Source organism: uncultured Veillonella sp., assembly GCF_915069625.1.
Taxonomy (GTDB): Bacteria; Bacillota; Negativicutes; order Veillonellales; family Veillonellaceae; genus Veillonella.
Map to the genome: position 1 here is coordinate 1 of NZ_CAJZFD010000002.1, position 21520 is coordinate 21520.

Genomic DNA, 21520 nt, shown 5'->3' on the forward strand with positions numbered 1-21520 from the left:
GCGAATCTAAAATTTTAGCCAGTGAGCGAATAATACATTCTTTTGTGTTGGCCTTTTGATGATATGTATTGAGCAAATCATTTAGATATTCCTCGGCAGAGTTAAATGATTGAATCGACATAAAAGGATTTCCACTTTTAGAGATATTAACTCTTCTGTATTGACCGGCCCAAGAATAAACGTCTTGAAAAAGATATTTATGAATTTTTTGTATATCATCAGTGGAATACACTAAAATCGGCTGTATATATAAATCTGCAAGCCGTTTTGATACATATAAATGCTCATTATTTTTTGCTAACTTAGGATCTAGAATATTTTGTTTATTTATTAATACAAATGAATTTTCATAGGTATAGAAATTATCTAAATCTATGTACTGGTAACCTTCGTATTGGTTTTTAGCCAATTTGTAGTTCCTTCCTTCTGTTTGTAACATAATTTTTTAATTCTAGAACTGATTCAGTTGTAGGAGTGAAGTCTTCAATCATAGATGAACCTATGGCATACCAAACTGCATCAAAGTCCTCATAAGTATCAAATTGTACATCTAAAATGGTGAGTTTTTCTTTATTTACATTTAATGTCATAGGCACCTCCTTTATTACTATTATTATAGCATAGCTCGTCTCTTTATTTTGTATACATGACCTATTTTATTGACTATTTACTTATCTATTCATATAGTTAATAGGTAAGTACTAATTAATTTTTAGGAGGTTCCTATGTCTGTAAAAGATTTCGTACAACAACGCCGTGATGATTTTATCGCCTTACGTCGAGATTTTCATATGTATCCAGAGCCAGCTTGGCTCGAATATCGTTCTGCCGCTAAAGTAGCTGAAAAGCTAATTGCTTTGGGTTATGATGTGGCACTCGGTGCAGAAGTGCTTGATTTAGATTCTCGTATGGGTTTGCCTAGCGAGGATGTTATGAAAGCAGCAATGGCTCGTGCTATGGATGAAGGTGCTGATCCTGAGCTCGTAGAAAAAATGGGCTATGGTAAAACAGCCATCGTAGCAACAATGAAGTTCAGTGATGATGGTCCTGTTGTGGCATTCCGTGCAGATATGGATTCTAATGATGTTATCGAATCTAAAGCATCTAACCATATTCCTGCTAAGATTGGTTTCCGTTCTCGCCACGATAAGGCTATGCATGCTTGTGGTCATGATACACATATGACAATGGGCCTTGGCCTTGCAGAATATATAGCGACACATAAGGATGGATTAAAAGGTACTATCAAACTTATCTTCCAACCTGCTGAGGAAGGCGTACGTGGTGCTAAAGCGATGGTAGAGGCTGGCGTAGTTGATGATGTAGACTTGATGTTTGGCATGCATATTGGCTTTAATGAAAATCTATCCAATTGCTTTGCTTGTAGTGATCATGGTTTCTTGGCGACTACGAAACTCGATGCTGTGTTCCATGGCTATTCTGCTCATGCTGGTGGTTCTCCAGAAAAGGCTCAAAATGCTATGCTTGCAGGCTGTACAGCAGTTCTTAACTTACAAGCTATTGCCCGTCATAGCCAAGGTGCATCTCGTATGAATGTAGGCGTTTTTGAAAGTGGTACAGGTCGCAATGTTACACCTGATGTAGCAGTTCTTAAATTAGAAACGCGCGGTGCTACTACCGAAATCAATGACTACATGATTGAACGCACTAAAACTATTATTAAAGGCGCTGCAGAAATGCATGACTGTACATTTGAAATTACAAAACAAGGCGAAACACCAGCTGGTCGTATTAGCGATGATTTAGCTCGTGAAGTACAAGAAATCATTGAACCATTGGGCATCTTTAAAGAAGTACCGTTTGATTATAGTGGCGGTGGTAGTGAAGACTGCGCGTACTTCTTGAACCGTGTAATTGATCGTGGTGGTCGAGCAACATATATGGTATTAGGCTCTGCTATTAAAGCACCTCATCATAATCCATTATTCGATATCGATGAAGAAGACATGCTAAACGGTATTGTTGCATTAGGTACAATTGCTACTCACTATTTAAAATAGGACATATTGATTGAGATATTGTGATTCATACATCTAAACTATAGGTACATAACTATATAGATGTATGCATCGAAATATGTATAGTGTGCTATATATTAGATGTAATATGGGTATTAGATTGTGAGGTGTTATATGATTCAACGAGAGCGTTTAGCTAAAGATTTTGAAGCTATGGCACAGCTGACTGCACCTGGAGAAGGTATTAATCGCCTAGCTTTCACCAATGCAGATTGGAAGGGGCGCCAATATATCATTGACCGTATGACTGATGCGGGCTTGACTGTTGAAATAGATGATTTCGGTAATGTTATGGGCTATAAGGTTGGTAAGAAATCTGAGCTACCGATTGTTATGGTTGGCTCTCATACGGATAGCGTCCCAAATGGTGGCAACTATGATGGTGTTGTAGGCGTATTGTCTGCTATCGAAGCTATTCGCAGTATGATGGATGATGGTTTTGAACATGACCATACCATTGCAGTAGTGGACTTTATGTGTGAAGAATCTAGCCGCTTTGGAGCTGCCACATTGGGCAGTAAGGCTATGCGTGGTGAATTGACATTGAAAGATTTACAACGCTTAGTAGATAAACAAGGTGTGTCCTTGTATGATGCGTTGAAAGAACGTAATTTAAATCCCGATGCTATTGAGCATATGGAATATGAACGACCTGTAAAGTCTTTCACAGAAATTCATATCGAACAAGGTAAGGTGCTAGAGCATGAAGCAAAACCCATCGGCGTTGTAACTGGTATTGCCGCACCAGAGCGGTTCTATGTAACCATTCGTGGGAATGCGGACCATAGTGGTGCTACGCCAATGAATTTGCGTCATGATGCCTTATGTGGGGCTTCAAAAATAATCCTCGGTATTGAGGAGATTGCATCCATGCAAGAGGAGCCTCCAGTGGTAGGCACAGTCGGTGTTGTTGAGGTAACACCGGGTGCGATGAACGTTATCCCTGGGGCTGTGAAGATGGGAGTCGATATTCGCAGTATTTCTAAGGTGGCCCGTGATTCTGTAGTTACCCTCATTAAGGAATTTATTGATGTTATTGCAGAGAAACGAGGCTTATCCTATACGATTGAGCCTATCGCACAGGATCATCCTGTAGCGATGCATCCGGCCATGATTCGAGAAATCGAAGAGGCTGTTAAGTCTGTAGGTGTAGACTATATGACCATGCCAAGCGGTGCTGGTCATGATGCTATGCACTGGGCCGATGATGTTCCAACAGGGATGATTTTTATCCCATGTCGTGAAGGTATTAGTCATAATCCGGCTGAATTTGCGGAAATGGATGATATCACTACAGGCGCTAAGGTATTGGATACAGTACTTAGAAAACTTAGCTTAGAAAGTACTGAAATTAATTAGGTTGAGTGCTGTGGAATATGGTATTAGATATAATCTGGTTAGATCTGTGTTAATTAGCTAAGACATTATATTTACGTGGTTAGAAGGGTGTATTCCGTAATAGAATGGTAGAGAATATTTTCTGTTTGTTGGGAATACCCGGATTGGAGAGAATATGGTTATTGCTGGTATTGTTATCGTAGTGGCGACGTTTATTGCCATTATTAAACAGTTTGAAACACGGCTCGTTTTATTGCTATCGGGCTTATTAATGTGCTTTATTGGTGGGCAACTTGGTGCTGGTACGACAGCCTTTGTAAAAGAACTTACAAATCCAGGTCTTGTACCAACCATTTGTACAGTACTTGGTTTTAGTTATGTTATGGAATATACAAAATGTACAGAGCACATGGTATATTTCATCTCTGCAGGCCTTAAAAAGATGACTAAAATCATCATCCCTGGTGCTGTTATTATTACGTTCTTGATCAACATTGCGTTGCCTACTGCAGCAGGCTGTGCAGCTGCTGTGGGCGCATTGCTAATTCCTGCATTGATTCGCTCTGGTGTGCATCCTGCCATGGCAGGCTCTGCTATTTTCTTAGGAACTTGGGGTAGTGCATTGAGCCCAGGCCTTATGTTTAACCCACAAGTAGCACAACTAGCCGGTGAAGACGTAATGACCGTTATTGCTAGCTTCTCTATGCAAGCCATTATTGGTATTGTAGTAGCAGCTATCTTGCTCAATATCGTAGCTATCGTTAAGAAGGAACATACAGGATATGTATTGAAAGATGCTAACGAAGAAGAAGGCAAAGAATTCAAGGTAAATTACTTATATGCCATCATCCCAATCATTCCGCTTGTATTACTCGTACTTGGTAGTAAACAAGTAGCAGTGATTCCAGAGATTTCCGTTCCTGTATCCATGTTAATTGGTACGGCTATCGGCATTATTGCGGTACGACCTAATGTAACAGATGCAGTTAAGAAATTCTTCCGTGGTACTGGCGATGGCATGTGCGATGTAGTAGGTCTTATGGCTGCAGCGGCGTGCTTTACAGCTGGTATGCAGTACATCGGCCTTACAAGTGCACTCATTGATGGCATGAAGAACTCTCAACAAATTGCTCAAATCGGTGCTGCCTTTGGTCCATTCTTATTGGCTGTTATTTCTGGTTCTGGTAATGCAGCAGCTCTTGCCTTTAACGGTGCGGTAACACCGCATGCAGCAGACTTTGGCTATGGTATTATGCAACTCGGCTCCATGGCTCAATTAGGTGCTGGTATCGGTCGTAGTATGAGTCCAGTAGCAGGTGCAGGTATTATCATTGCCGGCTTTGCAGGTATTAACCCTATGGAAATGGCGAAACGTAATGCTGTACCATGTATTATTGCTACAGTAGTGATTATGCTATTGTTACTATAATTGAATACTGATGTAGTTGGTCAATTATAATTCAATAAAACATAGTTGTTCTAGGACTCTAAATTTAAAACTTACAATAAAAGAACCCCATTATGATTAATATCATGATGGGGTTCTCTTTATACTATAGAGTTCTATAGGTTCTATTATTTAAGTTTGAAACAAATCCATAGAGCGGAAATAATAAATAAGCCACCACTAACCCAGAATAGTGTAGTAAAGCCTAGCCATGCCATAAGGCTAGCACCGCCAACGGATCCTAAGAAATAACCAAAGAATAGACAGGATTGATTATAGGAGAATACTTGGCCTGTAAATTCTCGAGGTGTTTTTGAAGATAGGTAGGTGTTTAAAGCTGGAAGCATACCACCTAGACCAAAACCTTGTAGGAATCTGATGATTGCAAGTTGATATACATCGGAAACATAGGCTTGAGGGATATTTAGAATCCCTACATAGATAAGAGATACTACTAATACTTTACGGGGGCCAATTTTATCGACTAATTTACCTAGTGGAGAGCTACTCATAAGTTGAGCAATACCCATAGCAGAGAATACAGCACCCGCAATAAATGCGAGATTTTCTGTGTCGCTCGGAACGATTCCTTTAATATATACAGATATAACTGGTTGTAAGGACATAATACATATTGCGTAGATAAAGGAAGCTACACATAATGCGACAATACTATTAAATTCTGGTATTTGCTCTTTTAACTTGCGGATGGAAAGCTTTTCAGGATTAGGTTTTGGTACATAATTCTCATGGATGAATATAGTTGCTAACACACCGGCTAAGCCCATGAGGGCACCGACGATGATAAAGTCATTGCGAATACCTACTGTATCTGCAATGTAGCCACCTAATAGAGGTCCAATGAGCGAGCCTGCTAGGTTAGCCGATGCCAATAGACCTAAGGCCCAACCTGTTCGTTCAATCGGGGTTTCAGAAGCAATTAAGGTAATTGATGCCGAGTAAAATCCACTTACAAGACCTTGGATTAAACGAATTAGTACGACTCCCTCTGGGGTTGTTTGAAAGGCAATCAAAGCATTACATAAGGCCATGCCAAAGCTAGATCGTATTAATGTAATTTTACGACCTTTTTTGTCAGCAACACGCCCCCAAAATGGAGCAGCCAAGCAAACGATTATGTAGGTTGCACCGGTTGCTAAACCAGACCATAAGGACATTGCTTCTGGTGTTTGGACGCCTAAATCGTGAAAGTATAAAGGCAGGATTGGAGCTAGCTGACTTACACCAAAGGCTGTACAGAATACACAGACTAAACTGATGTATACCGTTCGTTTCCACGTTTCCAACGTATCCCTCCTTTCTTAGTCGTAGTATGTTCTTAATAAAATAATACGCTTATTTCTGTTTTATTTCATCCCAATCACTTAAATCCGGTAGTTTATTGCTTGTTATAGATTCTTGAATCCAGTAGTTAATGGATGTTAAGTTGCAAGACTCTCGTTCAAAGACATATTCGTTGTCTTCGTCTACAGTGGCATAGAGTTGAATGCGTAAGTTCTTACCTTTTTTACGCTCGATGTAATAGCTAATACATTGCTCATCAATGCTAGAAGGGCGAACCGAAATCATATCATACTTGCCATTCGCTACGCCTTCTAAGGCATCCTTAATCATCTGATTGGAATATTCATATTGACTGAGGTAGAAGATATCGTTATCGCAAGTTAATACGTATTCTCGAGGAGGCGTAGTGTTTTTGTACTCTTTCTCCCAGCTTTCATCAATCACAGGCAAGGTAGCATGATCATAGAATTCCTTAATTAAAGCAAGACCTTTAGGAATGGACATCTCCTTGAAGTATCGTATTTCATATACTGTAGGCTCCAAGGTTTCATCGCGTTCCGTTGGATTCTCAATGTAGCCGTATAGATAGATGGTACAAGCATTTTTATCTTCGTTGTGGAACATAACGATGCTGTACACATCGTGAATAATGTTTCCTATAGATTGGCGATTATCATAGATAATAAAGCTGAGATATTTTTGTGTATCCCATTCCCGTTGAATGAAATTCCAGTCGTATTTATTAGTGCGCCAACCAGTAGTAGAGTCCTCGAAGATTTCTAATACGTCAACGGAGTTTTGTGGCCAAGCAGGTGGCATAGGATTACACGTTGTAGAAGATTGCGTTATCCCTTCCTTGTACTGATAGTGACCATCAACGAGTTCAAAGGCCTCTAACCGTTCAGATGCTTCGTCTGGAATTACCAATGGCTCACCAGTACCAAAACAATTATCAGTTCTTGTGTTGAGACGGTTGATGCTTTCACGAGCGTGCTCATAGAAGGTAACGGCTTGGTCTAAATCTGGCCTTTTTGTAATGGCACCAATTTCGTAGCAATAGCCCGCTGCCAGTTGCCATAGATGGTCCGCATAGTCATAACTGCCGTATCTATCGTAACATTTGCTAGACTGATCAACGCACTCTACGGCGGTTTCTATGGCAGGGGTATTACCTTTTTTGAACGTAAATACATAAGCGAGATATGGCCAAAGGCTATCGAGACTGTAAATAGCTGGATGTTGCAATAAGTGAGCAATGCGAGACCAGTCTTGGGATTGCCCATCGATGTTTAATGTGCGAATAATGATGGCTTGCATTGTAACATAAGCGTGGTCGTTAAAGTCTAAATAATCTGGGCTTATAGCGGCACGTTCATAGTATTTGAGGGCCTTTTGAATATCTTGAGGGATTCTTCTGTGAGACTCACCTGGTTTAGCATAATATTCAGCAGCTTCACGCAAGCACAGGCCATTATTCATGGCTGCGCCGCGCTCAAAATACTCGAGAGCTCGTTCATGCTCTCCACGCGACTTACATATATCGCCTGCTAAATACATCATGAGTGGCAAACCTGCTTCAGCGCCTTCAAAAATAACGTGTTCCTCCATTGCCTTATTACCTTTCTCGGCATAGGTGATGCGAAGGTTACGGTACGCAATGACAAGACCTGCGGCTGCGGATTTATGCAACCATTGCTGTGCTATAGATGTTACTTTTGCGGACAATCTATGTTGATTCGGTTGTACAAATAAAGACTTTAAGAAATGGACAACGCCAGATGGTTCACCTTCATTAACTATCTTTTGTGCAGATGGCAAGAGGCGGTAATCCTCCCATTGGAATACATTGGCAATGGCGTAGGCACAGTAGGAACAACCCTTTTGAGCGCCTTCATAGACGCGCTGGAATGCTTCGTCCTTTGTCATAGGCAGCTCTTTTTCAATGGTTGGTGTAAGGGCACCTGAGGTACGCATAGCCTGCAAAATAGCAATGGCACTGCCTTTGCGGATGGCCGTATGTAAATAACTATACGCCTTAGTGTCATCCTCAGGGAAGCCTGCTTCAATCCATGTAAACTGCGGCCCCGAATAAACGCGCGCTAAGATGGCATACGCATCGCCGATACCTGGAATCTTTTGCCCTTCCTCGTCCAATTTCACAAGGGCCTCTAGCTCAGCCTTGCCCGACCAAGCGATATCTTTATTGCACTGGTGGAATATTTTATTGAAAGATTGCTGTATTTGATCCGTGAAATAAAAACTCATACTCTCTCCTTCGCATAATAATCAGTAAAACCTGATAACATATGTAGTTTCAGTATACTATTAGTATTTAAGGGAACACAATATAAATATTCTGAATTTAGAGGGGGCTAGGGAAATCAGTAATTGGATTATATATGGCTATTAAATAATGAACGAATGTAAGGATAAGGTGAAAGTTGAGATTTTTCTTGACTTTCATTCTATAGAAACATTATAATCAGATTATAATTTTATACTCGCCTGAAAGAAACCGATGAGGTGGAGATAAAAATAGGAAATGCACTCACAGAGAGCGGGATTAGCTGAGAACCCGTAGTACGCAGCTTATTAAATGGACCACCGAGGGCGCATGGAACAGAATGATTTCATTCCTAGTATGGTGCGACGTCACACGAGCGTTAGTCGTGAGGGATATGTTAGTATCCTGCGAAAGGGGAATGCACAGCATTCAAACAAGGTGGTACCGCGATTTATAGCACATACAATCAAATTGTAATAATAGAACTATAAACTCGTCCTTGACGTTATATTGTCATGGGCGAGTTTTTTTATTGGCAAACGCCAGATGGAGGTTCTCATGATTTTCCCTAGTCTTGACCGTGTGAAAGCTATCGCACCGGGCTACGATATCGTGCCTGTATATATGGAAATATTATCCGACGTACGTACACCGATTAGCGTGTTGAAAGCGTTAAAACAAGTGAGCAGTCATACGTACTTGCTTGAAAGTGCGGATAATAGTAATCATTGGGGCCGTTACTCCTTCTTGGGCTATGATCCTAAGATTGAGCTCTTCTGCAAAAATCATCAAATGACTATCAAAGACGGTACAACACGTACCTTTGATTGTTCAGACCCAGCTGCAGAGATTCGCAATATTTTGAGCCAATATAAAAGCCCTCGCTTAGAAGAATTACCAACATTCACAGGCGGCTTTGTAGGTTACTTTGCTTGCGAATATATCCGCTATATCGAGCCAACCCTCGATTTCCCAACACCAGATGATGACCCTGCTATGGTCAACGATGTAGACCTTATGCTCTTCGATAAGGTAATCGCATTCGACCATTACAAAAACAAAATCTACCTGATTGCTAATATTAGTACAAACGATTTAGAACGCAATTATAACAAGGCTGAGCTTGAACTTAAAGCATTAGCTGATCTCGTAGTAAACGGCAAAGAGGCAGATGTTCCAAAAGGCATTCTTAAAACAGAGTTCACTTCTGAATTTACAAAGGACGAGTTTGAAGCAGTTGTTAAAAAGACACAGCATTACATTAAGGAAGGGGATATCTTCCAATGTGTTGTATCTAACCGCCGTGAAGCTGAGTTCGATGGTAGCTTGTTAAATGCGTACCGCGTATTGCGTACGTTGAACCCATCTCCATATATGTTCTACCTATCTGGTGGCGATGTAGAGCTTACAGGTGCTTCTCCAGAAACATTGGTAAAATTGACAGATGGTAAAATGTACACCTTCCCAATTGCCGGTACTATGCGCCGCGGTAAAACCGAAGCAGAGGACCTCGCTATTGAAGAAAAGCTCATTAACGACGAGAAAGAGTTGGCTGAACATAACATGCTCGTTGACCTTGGCCGGAACGACTTAGGTAAAATTTCTAAATTTGGTTCCGTAAAAGTAGAGGCGTTACATATGTTGCAACGTTTCTCTCATGTAATCCACATTACATCTACTGTAAGTGGTGACATTCAAGACGGTAAAGATGCTCTCGATGCTATCGGTGCTACATTGCCAGCTGGTACATTGTCCGGGGCTCCTAAAATTCGTGCTATCGAGATTTTACACGAACTTGAAAAAAGCCCGCGCGGTGTATATGGCGGCGCTGTAGGTTATATCGACTTCTCCGGTAACATGGACGTATGTATCGGTATCCGCATGGCTATGAATAAAGGCGGTAAGGTCTATGTTCGCGCCGGCGCAGGTATCGTTCGCGATAGCGTTCCTGCTAGTGAATATAACGAAACCTTGATCAAAGGCCAATCCATGATTTCCGCAATTACAGACGCACAGGAGGTAGAATAATGGTACTCCTTATAGATAATTACGATAGCTTCTCCTTCAATTTATACCAATTAGTAGGCTCTATCGATCCAGACATTAAAGTCATCCGCAGCGATGAATTAACAGTTGAAGAAATCCGCGCGTTGAAACCAGACTACGTGATACTTTCACCAGGACCTGGCAGACCAGCTGATGCGGGCGTATACGAAGACCTATTGCGCGAATGCAAAGGCGAATTCCCAATCCTCGGCGTATGCCTCGGTCACCAAGCCATCGGCGAAGTATTTGGTGGGACCGTATCCTATGCAAAACAAGTGATGCACGGCAAACAAAGCGTAGCCAAACAAGTGCACCCATCTAAAATCCTAAAAGGCGTACCTGAACAATTCGAGGTGGCTCGCTACCACTCCTTGGCAATTATTGACGAAACCATGCCAAGCGAACTCATCGTTACATCCATTACCGACGACGGCGAAGTAATGAGCGTAGAACACAAAGACTTCCCAATCTACGGCGTGCAATTCCATCCGGAATCCATCATGACACCAAACGGAGAACAAATGATTCGCAATTTCTTAGAAAAATAAACGAGGAGCTATAAAATGATTAAAGACGCATTATATGCAGTAACGCATGGTCAAGATTTATCCTACGACCTTGCAAAATATACAATGAACAAGATTATGAGCGGCGAGGTAGCCGAGGTTCCTATGGCTGGTTTCTTGTGCGCTTTGGCGGCAAAAGGCCCTACTGTAGATGAGGTTACAGCTTTTGCTGAGGTTATGCGTGAGAAAGCAGGTTCTGTACCTCATGAAGGTACTGTTGTGGAAATTGTAGGTACTGGCGGCGACGAAGCGAATACGTTCAACATTTCTACTACATCTGGTTTCATTATTTCCGCTGCCGGTATTCCTGTAGCGAAACATGGTAACCGCAGTGTATCTAGTAAATGTGGCGCTGCTGACTTGATCGAAGCATTGGGTGCTAAATTAGAGCTTAACGGCGAACAAAATGAAGCAGTTCTTAATAAAGCAAATATGTGCTTCATGTTTGCTCCTGTATATCACCAAGCTATGAAATATGCAGGCCCTGTACGCAAGGCATTAGGCGTTCGTACAGTATTCAACATTCTCGGACCTTTGGCAAACCCAGCAGGTGCTACTGTTGAGTTGATGGGTGTATACGATAAATCTTTGGTAGAACCATTGGCTCGTGTATTGGCTAACCTTGGTGTTAAACGCGGTGCTGTGGTACACGGCTTCGACGGCCTTGATGAAATTACGGCAACTAACAAAACGTACGTATGCGAAATTAATAATGGAACTTTCACAAGCTACGAATTCGACCCTAAAGAATATGGTTTCGAATACGCTGATAAAACTGAGCTTGAAGGTGGCGATGCTACTGTAAATGCTGAGATTACACGCCGCGTTCTCGGTGGTGAGCAAGGTGGTAAACGCACAGCCGTTCTTCTTAACGCAGGTATGGCGATTTACCTTGCAAAAGATGGCATTACATTAGCCGAAGGCATTGAAGAGGCGAAAAACATGATTGACTCTGGCAAGGCTCTTGCTACAATGGAACAATTTGTGAAAGCAACCCAAGAGGTATAACCATTGATTTTAGATAAGATTGTAGAGGCTACTAAAGTTCGAGTGGCCAAAGAAAAAGAGGTGGACACGCCTGAGGCTGTGAAAGTAGCGGCCTTAGCGTTACCATCGGATACAGGATTTCCTTTTGAAGCAGCACTTCGTCAGCAAGACTTTAACTTCATTTGTGAAGTAAAGAAGGCGTCTCCTTCAAAGGGGATTATCGCTGAGCATTTCCCGTATTTAGACATCGCCAAAGAATATGAAGTAGCTGGGGCAGCAGCCATCTCTGTATTGACTGAGCCAGACTTCTTTAAAGGGGACAAAAAATATTTGCAAGAAATCGCTAGCACCGTAAAAATTCCTGTCCTTCGTAAGGACTTCATCATCGATGAATACCAAATCTACCAAGCAAAGGTATGGGGCGCTAGTGCAATCCTATTAATCTGTGCGTGCCTCGATGTGCCTACATTGACAAAGTTCCGTGAATTAGCCGACTCTTTGGGTTTGTCTTCCTTAGTAGAGGCTCATGACGAGCAGGAAGTACAAATGGCCATCGATTGTGGTGCTCGTATTATTGGTGTTAACAACCGCAATTTAAAAGATTTCACCGTAGACGTACAAAATAGTGTGCGCTTGCGTAATCTCGTTCAAGATGATGTGATTTTCGTATCTGAAAGTGGCCTAGAAACACCAGAGGATATCCAAGTATTGCGCGATAACAACATCGGCGTAGCCTTGATGGGTGAAACATTTATGCGTTCTCCTAACAAGGTTGAGAAATTGGCTTATCTTTATGGCCCAACCTACTACACACCAAAGGTTAAGATGTGCGGTATCTCTAAGGTGGAAACAATCCCTACTGTAGTAGAGGCTAAGCCAGACTACATGGGCCTTGTATTCGCACCAAGCAAACGGCAAGTCACAGTAGACCAAGCTAAAACATTAGTGGAAGAACTTCATAAACAATACGCAAAAACATATGGTGCAGTTGAAGCACCAATGAATGTTGAAACAGCACAAGATAATAAGGAATTTGTCCAAGAAAATCCTAATTTTGAGAACATTAAAACGGTAGGTGTCTTCGTCAATGAAATACTAGATAACCTCGTTACAATTGCTAAAGAAGCCAATCTTGATGCGGTGCAATTGCACGGCGATGAAGATGAAGCTTTCATCCAAGCTCTCAAGGAGAAAACAGATGTAGAGGTTTGGAAGGCTGTTCAAATCCGTAGTGCTGCAGATGCAGAGGCGTGGATCGATAGCAGTGCGGATATGCTATTATTTGATGCGTACCATAAGGATGAACGAGGCGGTACGGGCGAAGTGTTCGACTGGTCTTGCTTAGATGAGTTTGAACGTCCGTTTATGCTCGCAGGTGGTATCGACAGGGCTAATGTGGCGCGTGCTATTCGCACAGTTCGACCTTATGGCATCGATATTAGTAGCGGAATTGAAACAGATGGTGTGAAGGACGATGAAAAGATTAAAGCTTTCACCAACATTGTGAGAACAATAGCTCACTAAATCACAGAAAATACATAAATCTAAGATATAATAATATTTTAGACACATCCGATGGAATTCATCGATTGTTGAGATAGATGCCAATAGTAACGCTGTACAGGCGTGTTAGTAGGAATGGCATATGGAAAGGTAAGTTATATGAGTGAACAAAGACATGGTTATTTTGGCTCCTTCGGTGGCCAATTTATGCCAGAAACATTGATGAATGCAGTCATCGAATTGGAAGAGGCATACAATAAGTACAAAGATGATCCTGATTTCGTACGCGAACTTGAGGATTTACATAAAAAATATACAGGTCGTCCATCCCTTTTATACTATGCAGAACGCATGACAAAGGACCTTGGGGGCGCTAAAATCTACTTAAAACGGGAAGATTTGAACCATACTGGTTCTCACAAATTGAATAACGTAATCGGTCAAATGTTATTGGCAAAACGGATGGGTAAAACTCGCGTTATTGCTGAAACTGGTGCAGGTCAACACGGCGTGGCAACAGCTACTATCGCTGCGTTGATGGGCATGGAATGTGAAGTATACATGGGTGCTGAAGACTGTGAACGTCAAGCGCTTAATGTATATCGCATGGAATTATTGGGCGCTAAGGTGCATCCTGTAACAACTGGTACAAGTACATTAAAAGATGCTGTATCTGAAGCGATGCGCGAATGGACAAACCGTATGTCTGATACGCACTATGTATTGGGCTCTGTTATGGGTGCTCATCCATTCCCTATGATCGTTCGCGATTTCCAATCCATCATCAGCCGCGAAGCGCGTGAGCAAATCCTTGAAGCAGAAGGCAAATTGCCAACAGCTGTTATGGCTTGCGTAGGGGGTGGCTCCAATGCGATGGGCATGTTCTATCACTTCATTCCTGATGAAGGGGTTCGCCTCATCGGTTGTGAAGCGGCTGGTCGTGGTGTTGATACAGAGGAACATGCAGCAACAATCGCAAAAGGTTCTGTTGGTATCTTCCATGGCATGAAATCTTACTTCTGCCAAGACGAAGACGGCCAAATTGCTCCAGTATATTCTATCTCTGCAGGTCTTGATTACCCTGGTATCGGCCCTGAACATGCGTACTTGCACGATAGCGGTCGTGCTGAATACGTGCCTGTAACGGATGATGAAGCGGTGGATGCATTCGAATACTTGTCTCGTTTAGAAGGCATTATTCCAGCTATTGAAAGTGCTCATGCAGTGGCACATGCTCGTAAAATTGCTCCTACTATGAGCAAGGACGATATCATTATTATTTGTTTATCTGGTCGCGGTGACAAAGACGTAGCGGCTATGGCGAAATACAGAGGGGTGGATCTTCATGAGTAAAATTAAAGACGCTTTCACAAAGGGCAAGGCATTCATCCCGTTTATCAGCGCTGGTGATCATGGCATCGAGAATACAGAACGTTATATTCGCGTCATGGTGAAAGCTGGCGCCGACATGGTAGAAATTGGTATTCCCTTCTCTGATCCAACAGCGGAAGGTCCAGTTATCCAAGAAGCGAGCACACGCGCATTATCTACAGGCGTAAAAATTCACGATATCTTTGATATGGTACGTCGTTTGCGCAGTGGTGATGATGCAGTGACAGTACCACTCGTGTTCATGACCTATTTGAACCCAATCTATGTATTCGGTCGTGAAAAATTCTTTACCCTCTGCGAAGAGGTTGGTATCTCTGGTGTTATCGTGCCAGATATGCCCTTTGAAGAAAAAGAGGAACTCGGGAGTGTAGCCAATAAACATGGCGTTGAAGTGGTATCCTTGATCGCTCCCACATCTGAAAACCGCATCGAAATGATTGCAAAAGATGCAGAAGGCTTTGTGTACTGCGTATCATCCCTCGGTGTTACAGGCATGCGTAGCGAAATCAAAACGGATATTAAATCCATCGTTGAGACCATTCGCAAATATACAGATATTCCTGTAGCCGTTGGTTTCGGTATTTCTAAGCCAGAACAAGCGGAAGCGATGGCGCGCGTATCTGACGGTGCTATCGTAGGCTCTGCTATCGTTAAAATCGTTGCAGAACATGGTGAACATGCAGACCAAGCGTTGTTTGACTACGTACAATCTATGAAACAAGCTGTGCTAAAAGCTGACGCATAATAACAGCTAATACATAATAAAATAGATAATACAATACATACTAAAAAGGACGTTATACATGTGTATAACGTCCTTTTTAGGTTAGTTAGTTTAGTTATGTGTTATATGACTGGATAACCAGTTATGAAAGGGGAATGATTAGCCGTTTGTAGATTCGGAACGTTGATGTTGTTCACTGCGTTTTGCAGTTGCATTTTTGTCATGTTTTTCACGTTCAGAAATTTTGTGTTTTCTATGTTTCTTTTGATCTGGTTTGAACCATGGATGAGCACTGCTATCTACTGTGCCATCATCGTTCTTTACCATGCGATGGTTTTCGCCGATTTTGAAGTGGTAATCTTTGGCTTGTGCTACATTGGCACCAATACCAACGGATAAGAATGCTGCCAAGCTGGCCATAGCTACTACTTTAGTCAATTTAGCGTTCATAATTATTATCTCCTATACAAACTTAATTGCACAAATTTTAGTTGTAAAAAATATATTATTAGTATAGATGAAATTGATGAAGAAAAAATGAAATGATAGGGTTGGTAAAGCATAGTATAATAGGGTTATCTAAGTTTGTATCATATCTAAATATAGTAGGAGATTTATGAAGCAGAGAGTATTTGAAATCCTCTATCGTGAGCTAGTAGAAAACTATGCGAATTATAAGGGACGAACAACGACAGCCGACTTTTGGCTTACCATAAGCGCTATGACCTTTGTATACGGTCTAGTTACATTTATAACAGGTCTTGCGACCTTCATACCCTATGGATTTTTATATGCCATATCCTTAGGGGGCGGCGTATTGACGGCATTGACGGTATTGTTTACATTGCCCACCATTATGCTGGTAGCGAGACGGTTACGAGATTCCAATAATGATCCAACCTTGATGATTCTCATCTTTGTTCCTATTTTAGGATGGATTGCGTTGCTCTATTTGTTATGTAAAAGATCGGCTCCAACACAAGAAACAAGCATAACTAATGAACAGATATCTGTAGAACCTAGTAAAAATGAGAAGCGATCTGTTTCGGGGGCTTTCATCGTGGCTGTTCTTGTTTTAGGCTGGATTGCAAACAGTGTAGGTACATCTATGATGGGGCATAACTATATGATAGAAGAAACTGCCTTTGGGAACTTAGGGCAGGGGGCTTTCACCAAAAAAGCAAATCGTTTATTACATAGTGATTCTGCCACAACAGAAGGCTATCTTGTGGTGAAAGAGTATTACAAAGAACTGGCGAATGGAGACTATCATAGTGCGTATCGCAATTTGAGCGGTCGTGAAATGGAACGATACGGTACCTTTGATCTGTGGCAACAAGCTAAGACAAAAGAATCGCGTGCTGAAGTTGAGTCTATACTGTTAGACTATGTCACCCAAGATGTTGATGATGATGCTATTGTGGACTATATAGGATATAGGGTGGACTTTGTAGATAACAGACCATCTATGTTAGTTCGTTTATACAGCACTGGCAATGGTTGGAAAATCATTGGTTTTGAAGAGTTTGAGGAGGACTAGACTATGGCATCAGTAAATGTATATGATTTGAACTATACCGATGCCTTCGTGCTAGGTATCAAAAACTACGCCAATTTTAAAGGTCGTGCCAGCCGTAGTGAATACTGGCGATTCATGGCTGGAATGATGATGGTTGAAGGCACCTTGGGAGTTGTAGCCATTCTTTGTAAAGGTGTTGGTCTCTATAACTTTGAGTCCATTATTGATACGATTACGTTATTAGTAATGCTATTTTTCGTGCTTCCTAATATTGCTATCACAACGCGACGCATGCATGATATTGGCCGCAGCGGCTGGACTCAGCTGATATCCTTTATTCCAATTATTGGGTTCTTTATATTCTTAACCTACGAATTGAAACAGGGTGATACCTCTGAGAATAGCTACGGTGAAAGAACTGCCTATACTCCTATTACTGCTACAATAAGTCAATCTACGGGGCTTGAAGAAACGCCATCCCGAAAACAAGACTGGATTATGGGCATCACTATATTTATTCTTCAATCCATCGTATTTGGAGATACCATCGGTGATATATTATGGTATGGCATTAATGCCAATGGCTATATATAGTAATAACCTGTATCAAATAGCATACTTATTATTTTATTTTATAAAAGTTTAACAACTCCTTTATAGACAATATAACACTTTGTAGTAAAATGAAATCAAGATGAATTCAAAAATATAGATATGATTACTTCAAAACATATCTAAGTTACTATATGTGTTAAAGCAACAGGACTTTATGAGCTTCACTGTTTCCTGCTGTGGATGGAAGGAGTTTATTATGAGACCTTGTCCATATTGTGGACATGAGGTGTTAAAAAGTGAACGATACTGTCCAAACTGTGGACGTATCCGCAAAGCACCTATTTCGTTAGATAAGTATAGTCTAGGCATGATTGAAAACTTTAAACAATGCTTTGTTTATAAATACGCTGACTTTGAAGGCCGTGCTAGCCGTAGCGAATATTGGAATTTCTTTTTGATGTACCAATTGCTATTTGTAGCCATTCTGTTTACCTGTGCGTTCTTGAGCTATATTAGTCCGCTCTCTAGTGCCGTTGGCGTTGGCTTCGGGCTAGTCATTCTTGTACTTATGTCCGTCGTTATGGTCATCCCTAGCGTAGCTGTTGCAGTACGACGCTTGCACGATCAAGGCCGTTCTGGCGGACTTGTCTTTGTTGGCCTCGTTCCTGTCATTGGTACAATTATATTGTTAGTGTTAATGGCTCTTCCTGGTGAAAGCCATACAAACCGTTTTGGATTACCAACAGGGCACGTTATTCTTACAAAACAAATGGCTCATGAAATTGGTTTGATTGATGCTACACCTACCACAGGCCTTACAGCAGGATTACTATGTGCCATCTTTGTGCTGTGGTTCCTGGTAGATCGATTACTAACGACAAGTGTGATGTAGTCACATAAATAATATATTTTTTTATAAAAGAAAGCTCCTACTTAATGTAGGAGCTTTTGGTGTTATTTACTACTAGTTAATATACTATCATCAAAGGTGATTTTATCTATGATGACTAGATTGTGGTTAGATCCGATAGCACGATTACCATATTTATGGAATTTTGTTTCTAACTCAATACGTTTAGCATTTTGCATTTGCTTTAAAATATCATTAGTTACATCTGGAGATGTTTCTTTTTTATAACGAATACCATTAATTAATAATGTATTGTCTTTTTCAATATATCTAATGATTGTACGACCTTCATCGTAGCTGAGTTGATTTTTATACTTATCTTTTTCTTTATCATCTTTTTCATTTTGAGGTGTAATCTCTCTAGCTGTTGTTGTCCGAGAGTCTTTTTGAAGAATAAAGTTGATGTTATACGTATTATTGGCTTGCTTTACACTATCATCAATTGATGGGAAGAGAGTTCCATGAGGACTAGGGTAGTTTTTCTCTGATTTATAAAATAGTTTATCTTCTGTTACCATATATTCTTTGCCATTTTCTTGGAATGTTATACGGTACATAACATTGTTGCCATCATAGCCAACCCAAGTTCCTAGATACTTGTTTTCGCTTTCACTTTTGCCGCAGCCTACAATGATAATAGTAGATAACAGCATAACCATAATTAAGCTAAGTTTAAGAATGTATTTCATATGCCATATCTCCTTATTTTGCGGTATCTAAAATAGAATCATTAAAGGAAAAATCAAATTGAATTGTTGGCTTTGGTTTAAAACTACCAAATGTATCTTTTTTGCGTTCTTCCACAACAAGTTTTTTCATATCTTCTTTTAAGGCTGGTAAATAGGCTTGAATAGAATTATCGTCAGATTGCTTTTTGAAGATTACTTTGTCGAAAACTAAGGTGCCATCTTTTTCGTTATAAATAATTGGTTTAGGACCTACATCTAATTTATTGTCGATAGCAACAGTAAGTTTGTTGTGTAAAGAATCACTAGACTTTGTTAAGAGATAGTCTGCATTGGCAGGAGCTGTATCCCCGCCATTTTTAGTGTCATCGGCTTCCTCAAGACCACTAGAAAAATAATCCATTAAAGGATAATAGGAGTAATCATATAAAGATACTAATAGTTGGCCGTCGATATTTTCAATGATTAATTCTTGAATATCATCTTTATCATTAGTTTTATTATAAGCAATCCAAGTGCCTTCAAATTTGCTGTTAGCATTATTGTTTTTGTTATTATTATCACTACCACATGCAGTTACGAAGAGCATCGTAAAAGTGAGTAATAGTGTAATTATAAAGTTACGTTTCATATGCTCTCCTTATGCTGCATCGCCATAATATTTACGACGTAAGTAGAAAATGTAGCCACCACCAATGACAGCAACAATAGCTACGCCGATGCCAATATAGAATAACCAACCGTGGCTTGGTTTAAAAATAAAACGAATATGACTGTTTTGCGTGAAGGTAACAGTATTTTTATCTGTTAGTGTTCCGGTTTGAACACTTGCTGGATCAATTTCACCAGATACGGTAACTGTTGTTTTGCCTTGAGATGTTCCTAAATCTACAATATAAGTACCAGAAGTTGTTTTTTCCAAGGCAAGTAAAGGCCCTTGGTTTTTATTCCTTAACGTCATAGCATCTCTAACTTTATTAAGTTCTTCAACGTTGTTGAACTTTGAGTTAACAGTCCAAACATTATAAGGTGTTTCATCACCATTATCTACAGTAATCTCTTTTCCTTGATCATCAAGAGCCTTGATGGTATAGTCTTGAATATTGTATTCATTTATAATTTCTGTAATAGAGTCTTTTGGCAATGGGCCAGCTTGTGAGTTGATTTGAGCATTCCAAGTGCCACTACCATCACTATCAATTTTTACATCTGAATCTATTGTGGCACACCCAGATAGTAGTAACATACATAAACTAAGAATCATAAGGGATAATTTTCTCATAGTATTCCTCTCTTTCGCACTACAAATATAAACTATCTATAAAATGTTATTTATGATATATTGTACATTAATTAGATAAATCTAGGCAATATGTGCGGTTGAAAGGAATGATGAAATGTTAATGAAGTTTAAACAGGTTGGTATGTTTAAAAGTATATTAATTATTTTAGTGATAATTTGTGCTTTAGTAGGCGTTGGATACGGCGTATATAAAAATATGACGTATAAGAGTACTCCAGAGTATTCGCTAAAGTTGATTTACGATGTGATTCAAAATGGTGATGAAGAAACATTAAAAAAATTAATTGATATTGATACTTTGGCGAATAGGAGATATGAAAAAAAGTTAGCTCTTTATAGACAATTAATAAACGAAGGTAAGGAAAAAGAGATTTTATTTCCCTATAAAAATCGAAAGGTAAATCTTGCTGAGTTAGAGCATTTATTAGCTAACGACCGTTTTAATAATGATATACATACTATTTTTACAGGTGGTGATGTAGATTCTCTAATGAAAGGGGAATCTCCAAATGCTAGATTTGTTGAGCATATTCTTATGTTACGTGAAGTTGATAGATTTAAACTAATTTCTTTAGAAACATATAAGATGTCCTCGGAACAAATTAGCGTTGTAATTGTTGGTTTAGATACAAAAGATAATAACTTGAAAAGTTTGTCTCTAGAAATGAAACAATTGTCAGATGGTATGTGGAAAATAGTTTGGTATGATTTTGCTTCTTTTGGATTTCCTGATTTAGAGCGAGATTATAATTAGTCTAATTACTCTAATTAAATAACCATAACTTAGTAGAATCTATTTGACAATATAGGTCTAGGAGCCCTATAATTATCTATTATATGAATATTGCGTTGAAAAAGACGGCACGTCTCAGACGGATTTAGTAGAGACCAAACTCATGGGCTGAAAGGTTTGGAA

General features: G+C 40.2%; 21 protein-coding genes. 13 read left to right on the forward strand and 8 right to left on the reverse strand.

Annotated elements, in window-relative coordinates:
• Nucleotides 1-409, reverse strand: a 409-nt coding sequence (locus QZ548_RS00120) for a Fic family protein (protein ID WP_295867161.1), incomplete at its 3' end; no start/stop codon positions are given.
• Nucleotides 402-590, reverse strand: a complete 189-nt coding sequence (locus QZ548_RS00125; protein ID WP_295867163.1) for a hypothetical protein — start codon at nucleotides 588-590, stop codon at nucleotides 402-404. The genes QZ548_RS00120 and QZ548_RS00125, both read right to left, overlap by 8 nt.
• Before the next feature lie 135 nt (nucleotides 591-725).
• Between QZ548_RS00125 and QZ548_RS00130 the strand changes: the two genes are divergently transcribed.
• The 3 genes from QZ548_RS00130 to dcuC all read left to right on the forward strand — a co-directional run bounded on the left by QZ548_RS00130 (nucleotide 726) and on the right by dcuC (nucleotide 4806).
• Complete coding sequence (locus QZ548_RS00130; RefSeq protein ID WP_295867164.1) at nucleotides 726-2021, forward strand: amidohydrolase; 1296 nt, start codon at nucleotides 726-728, stop codon at nucleotides 2019-2021.
• 132 nt (nucleotides 2022-2153) lie between these two features.
• The gene (locus tag QZ548_RS00135; RefSeq protein WP_295867167.1) at nucleotides 2154-3398 is read left to right on the forward strand and encodes a M20 family metallo-hydrolase; all 1245 of its coding nucleotides are present in this window, start codon (nucleotides 2154-2156) and stop codon (nucleotides 3396-3398) included.
• Between the two features lie 154 nt (nucleotides 3399-3552).
• A complete protein-coding gene (gene dcuC / locus QZ548_RS00140) occupies nucleotides 3553-4806 on the forward strand; it encodes a C4-dicarboxylate transporter DcuC (RefSeq protein WP_295867169.1) in 1254 nt (417 codons plus the stop codon).
• A gap of 146 nt (nucleotides 4807-4952) precedes the next feature.
• Here dcuC and QZ548_RS00145 read toward each other — a convergent pair whose 3' ends face one another.
• Both QZ548_RS00145 and QZ548_RS00150 read right to left on the reverse strand, forming a co-directional pair.
• Nucleotides 4953-6131 (reverse strand): MFS transporter, encoded by a 1179-nt coding sequence (locus QZ548_RS00145; RefSeq protein WP_295867172.1) that lies wholly within the window; start codon nucleotides 6129-6131, stop codon nucleotides 4953-4955.
• 49 nt (nucleotides 6132-6180) lie between these two features.
• Nucleotides 6181-8394, reverse strand: coding sequence for a sel1 repeat family protein (locus QZ548_RS00150; protein ID WP_295867175.1), 2214 nt, complete (start codon nucleotides 8392-8394; stop codon nucleotides 6181-6183).
• A 577-nt stretch (nucleotides 8395-8971) separates the two neighbouring features.
• Here QZ548_RS00150 and QZ548_RS00155 point away from each other — a divergent pair.
• From QZ548_RS00155 to trpA, 6 genes are all read left to right on the forward strand, one after another.
• Entirely contained in the window at nucleotides 8972-10441 is a 1470-nt protein-coding gene (locus QZ548_RS00155) for an anthranilate synthase component I family protein (RefSeq protein ID WP_295867178.1), read from the forward strand.
• Nucleotides 10441-11007 (forward strand): aminodeoxychorismate/anthranilate synthase component II, encoded by a 567-nt coding sequence (locus QZ548_RS00160; protein ID WP_156719398.1) that lies wholly within the window; start codon nucleotides 10441-10443, stop codon nucleotides 11005-11007. The genes QZ548_RS00155 and QZ548_RS00160 overlap by 1 nt, the downstream gene beginning before the upstream one ends.
• A 15-nt stretch (nucleotides 11008-11022) precedes the next feature.
• The gene (gene trpD / locus QZ548_RS00165) at nucleotides 11023-12033 is read left to right on the forward strand and encodes an anthranilate phosphoribosyltransferase (protein WP_295867183.1); all 1011 of its coding nucleotides are present in this window, start codon (nucleotides 11023-11025) and stop codon (nucleotides 12031-12033) included.
• Nucleotides 12034-12036: 3 nt separating this feature from the next.
• Complete coding sequence (gene trpCF / locus QZ548_RS00170) at nucleotides 12037-13536, forward strand: bifunctional indole-3-glycerol-phosphate synthase TrpC/phosphoribosylanthranilate isomerase TrpF (protein WP_295867188.1); 1500 nt, start codon at nucleotides 12037-12039, stop codon at nucleotides 13534-13536.
• A gap of 138 nt (nucleotides 13537-13674) precedes the next feature.
• Complete coding sequence (gene trpB / locus QZ548_RS00175; RefSeq protein WP_105094572.1) at nucleotides 13675-14868, forward strand: tryptophan synthase subunit beta; 1194 nt, start codon at nucleotides 13675-13677, stop codon at nucleotides 14866-14868.
• On the forward strand, nucleotides 14861-15652 hold the full coding sequence (gene trpA, locus QZ548_RS00180) for a tryptophan synthase subunit alpha (protein WP_295804540.1): 792 nt from the start codon (nucleotides 14861-14863) through the stop codon (nucleotides 15650-15652). The genes trpB and trpA overlap by 8 nt, the downstream gene beginning before the upstream one ends.
• A 138-nt stretch (nucleotides 15653-15790) precedes the next feature.
• On the opposite strand, the gene QZ548_RS00185 is transcribed toward trpA, so the two are convergent.
• Entirely contained in the window at nucleotides 15791-16081 is a 291-nt protein-coding gene (locus tag QZ548_RS00185) for a hypothetical protein (protein WP_156719402.1), read from the reverse strand.
• A gap of 166 nt (nucleotides 16082-16247) precedes the next feature.
• On the opposite strand from QZ548_RS00185, the gene QZ548_RS00190 reads away from it, so the two are divergent.
• From QZ548_RS00190 to QZ548_RS00200, 3 genes are all read left to right on the forward strand, one after another.
• Nucleotides 16248-17171 carry a DUF805 domain-containing protein gene (locus tag QZ548_RS00190; protein WP_295867195.1) on the forward strand — a complete coding sequence of 308 codons (924 nt, stop codon included), beginning with the start codon at nucleotides 16248-16250 and terminating at the stop codon, nucleotides 17169-17171.
• 3 nt (nucleotides 17172-17174) lie between these two features.
• Nucleotides 17175-17744 (forward strand): DUF805 domain-containing protein, encoded by a 570-nt coding sequence (locus tag QZ548_RS00195; RefSeq protein WP_295867198.1) that lies wholly within the window; start codon nucleotides 17175-17177, stop codon nucleotides 17742-17744.
• 217 nt (nucleotides 17745-17961) lie between these two features.
• Nucleotides 17962-18597: a DUF805 domain-containing protein gene (locus QZ548_RS00200; protein WP_295867204.1), complete on the forward strand. Its 636-nt coding sequence runs from the start codon at nucleotides 17962-17964 to the stop codon at nucleotides 18595-18597.
• A 62-nt stretch (nucleotides 18598-18659) separates the two neighbouring features.
• On the opposite strand, the gene QZ548_RS00205 is transcribed toward QZ548_RS00200, so the two are convergent.
• Genes QZ548_RS00205 through QZ548_RS00215 form a run of 3 tightly spaced genes read right to left on the reverse strand, consistent with a single transcriptional unit; the run spans nucleotide 18660 to nucleotide 20583 of the window.
• Complete coding sequence (locus QZ548_RS00205; protein WP_119206240.1) at nucleotides 18660-19304, reverse strand: hypothetical protein; 645 nt, start codon at nucleotides 19302-19304, stop codon at nucleotides 18660-18662.
• 13 nt (nucleotides 19305-19317) lie between these two features.
• Nucleotides 19318-19932: a hypothetical protein gene (locus QZ548_RS00210; RefSeq protein ID WP_295867207.1), complete on the reverse strand. Its 615-nt coding sequence runs from the start codon at nucleotides 19930-19932 to the stop codon at nucleotides 19318-19320.
• Nucleotides 19933-19941: 9 nt separating this feature from the next.
• On the reverse strand, nucleotides 19942-20583 hold the full coding sequence (locus QZ548_RS00215; protein WP_119206242.1) for a hypothetical protein: 642 nt from the start codon (nucleotides 20581-20583) through the stop codon (nucleotides 19942-19944).
• Nucleotides 20584-20704: 121 nt separating this feature from the next.
• Between QZ548_RS00215 and QZ548_RS00220 the strand changes: the two genes are divergently transcribed.
• Nucleotides 20705-21358, forward strand: a complete 654-nt coding sequence (locus QZ548_RS00220) for a hypothetical protein (protein WP_238672597.1) — start codon at nucleotides 20705-20707, stop codon at nucleotides 21356-21358.
• The last annotated feature ends 162 nt before the right edge of the window (nucleotides 21359-21520 follow it).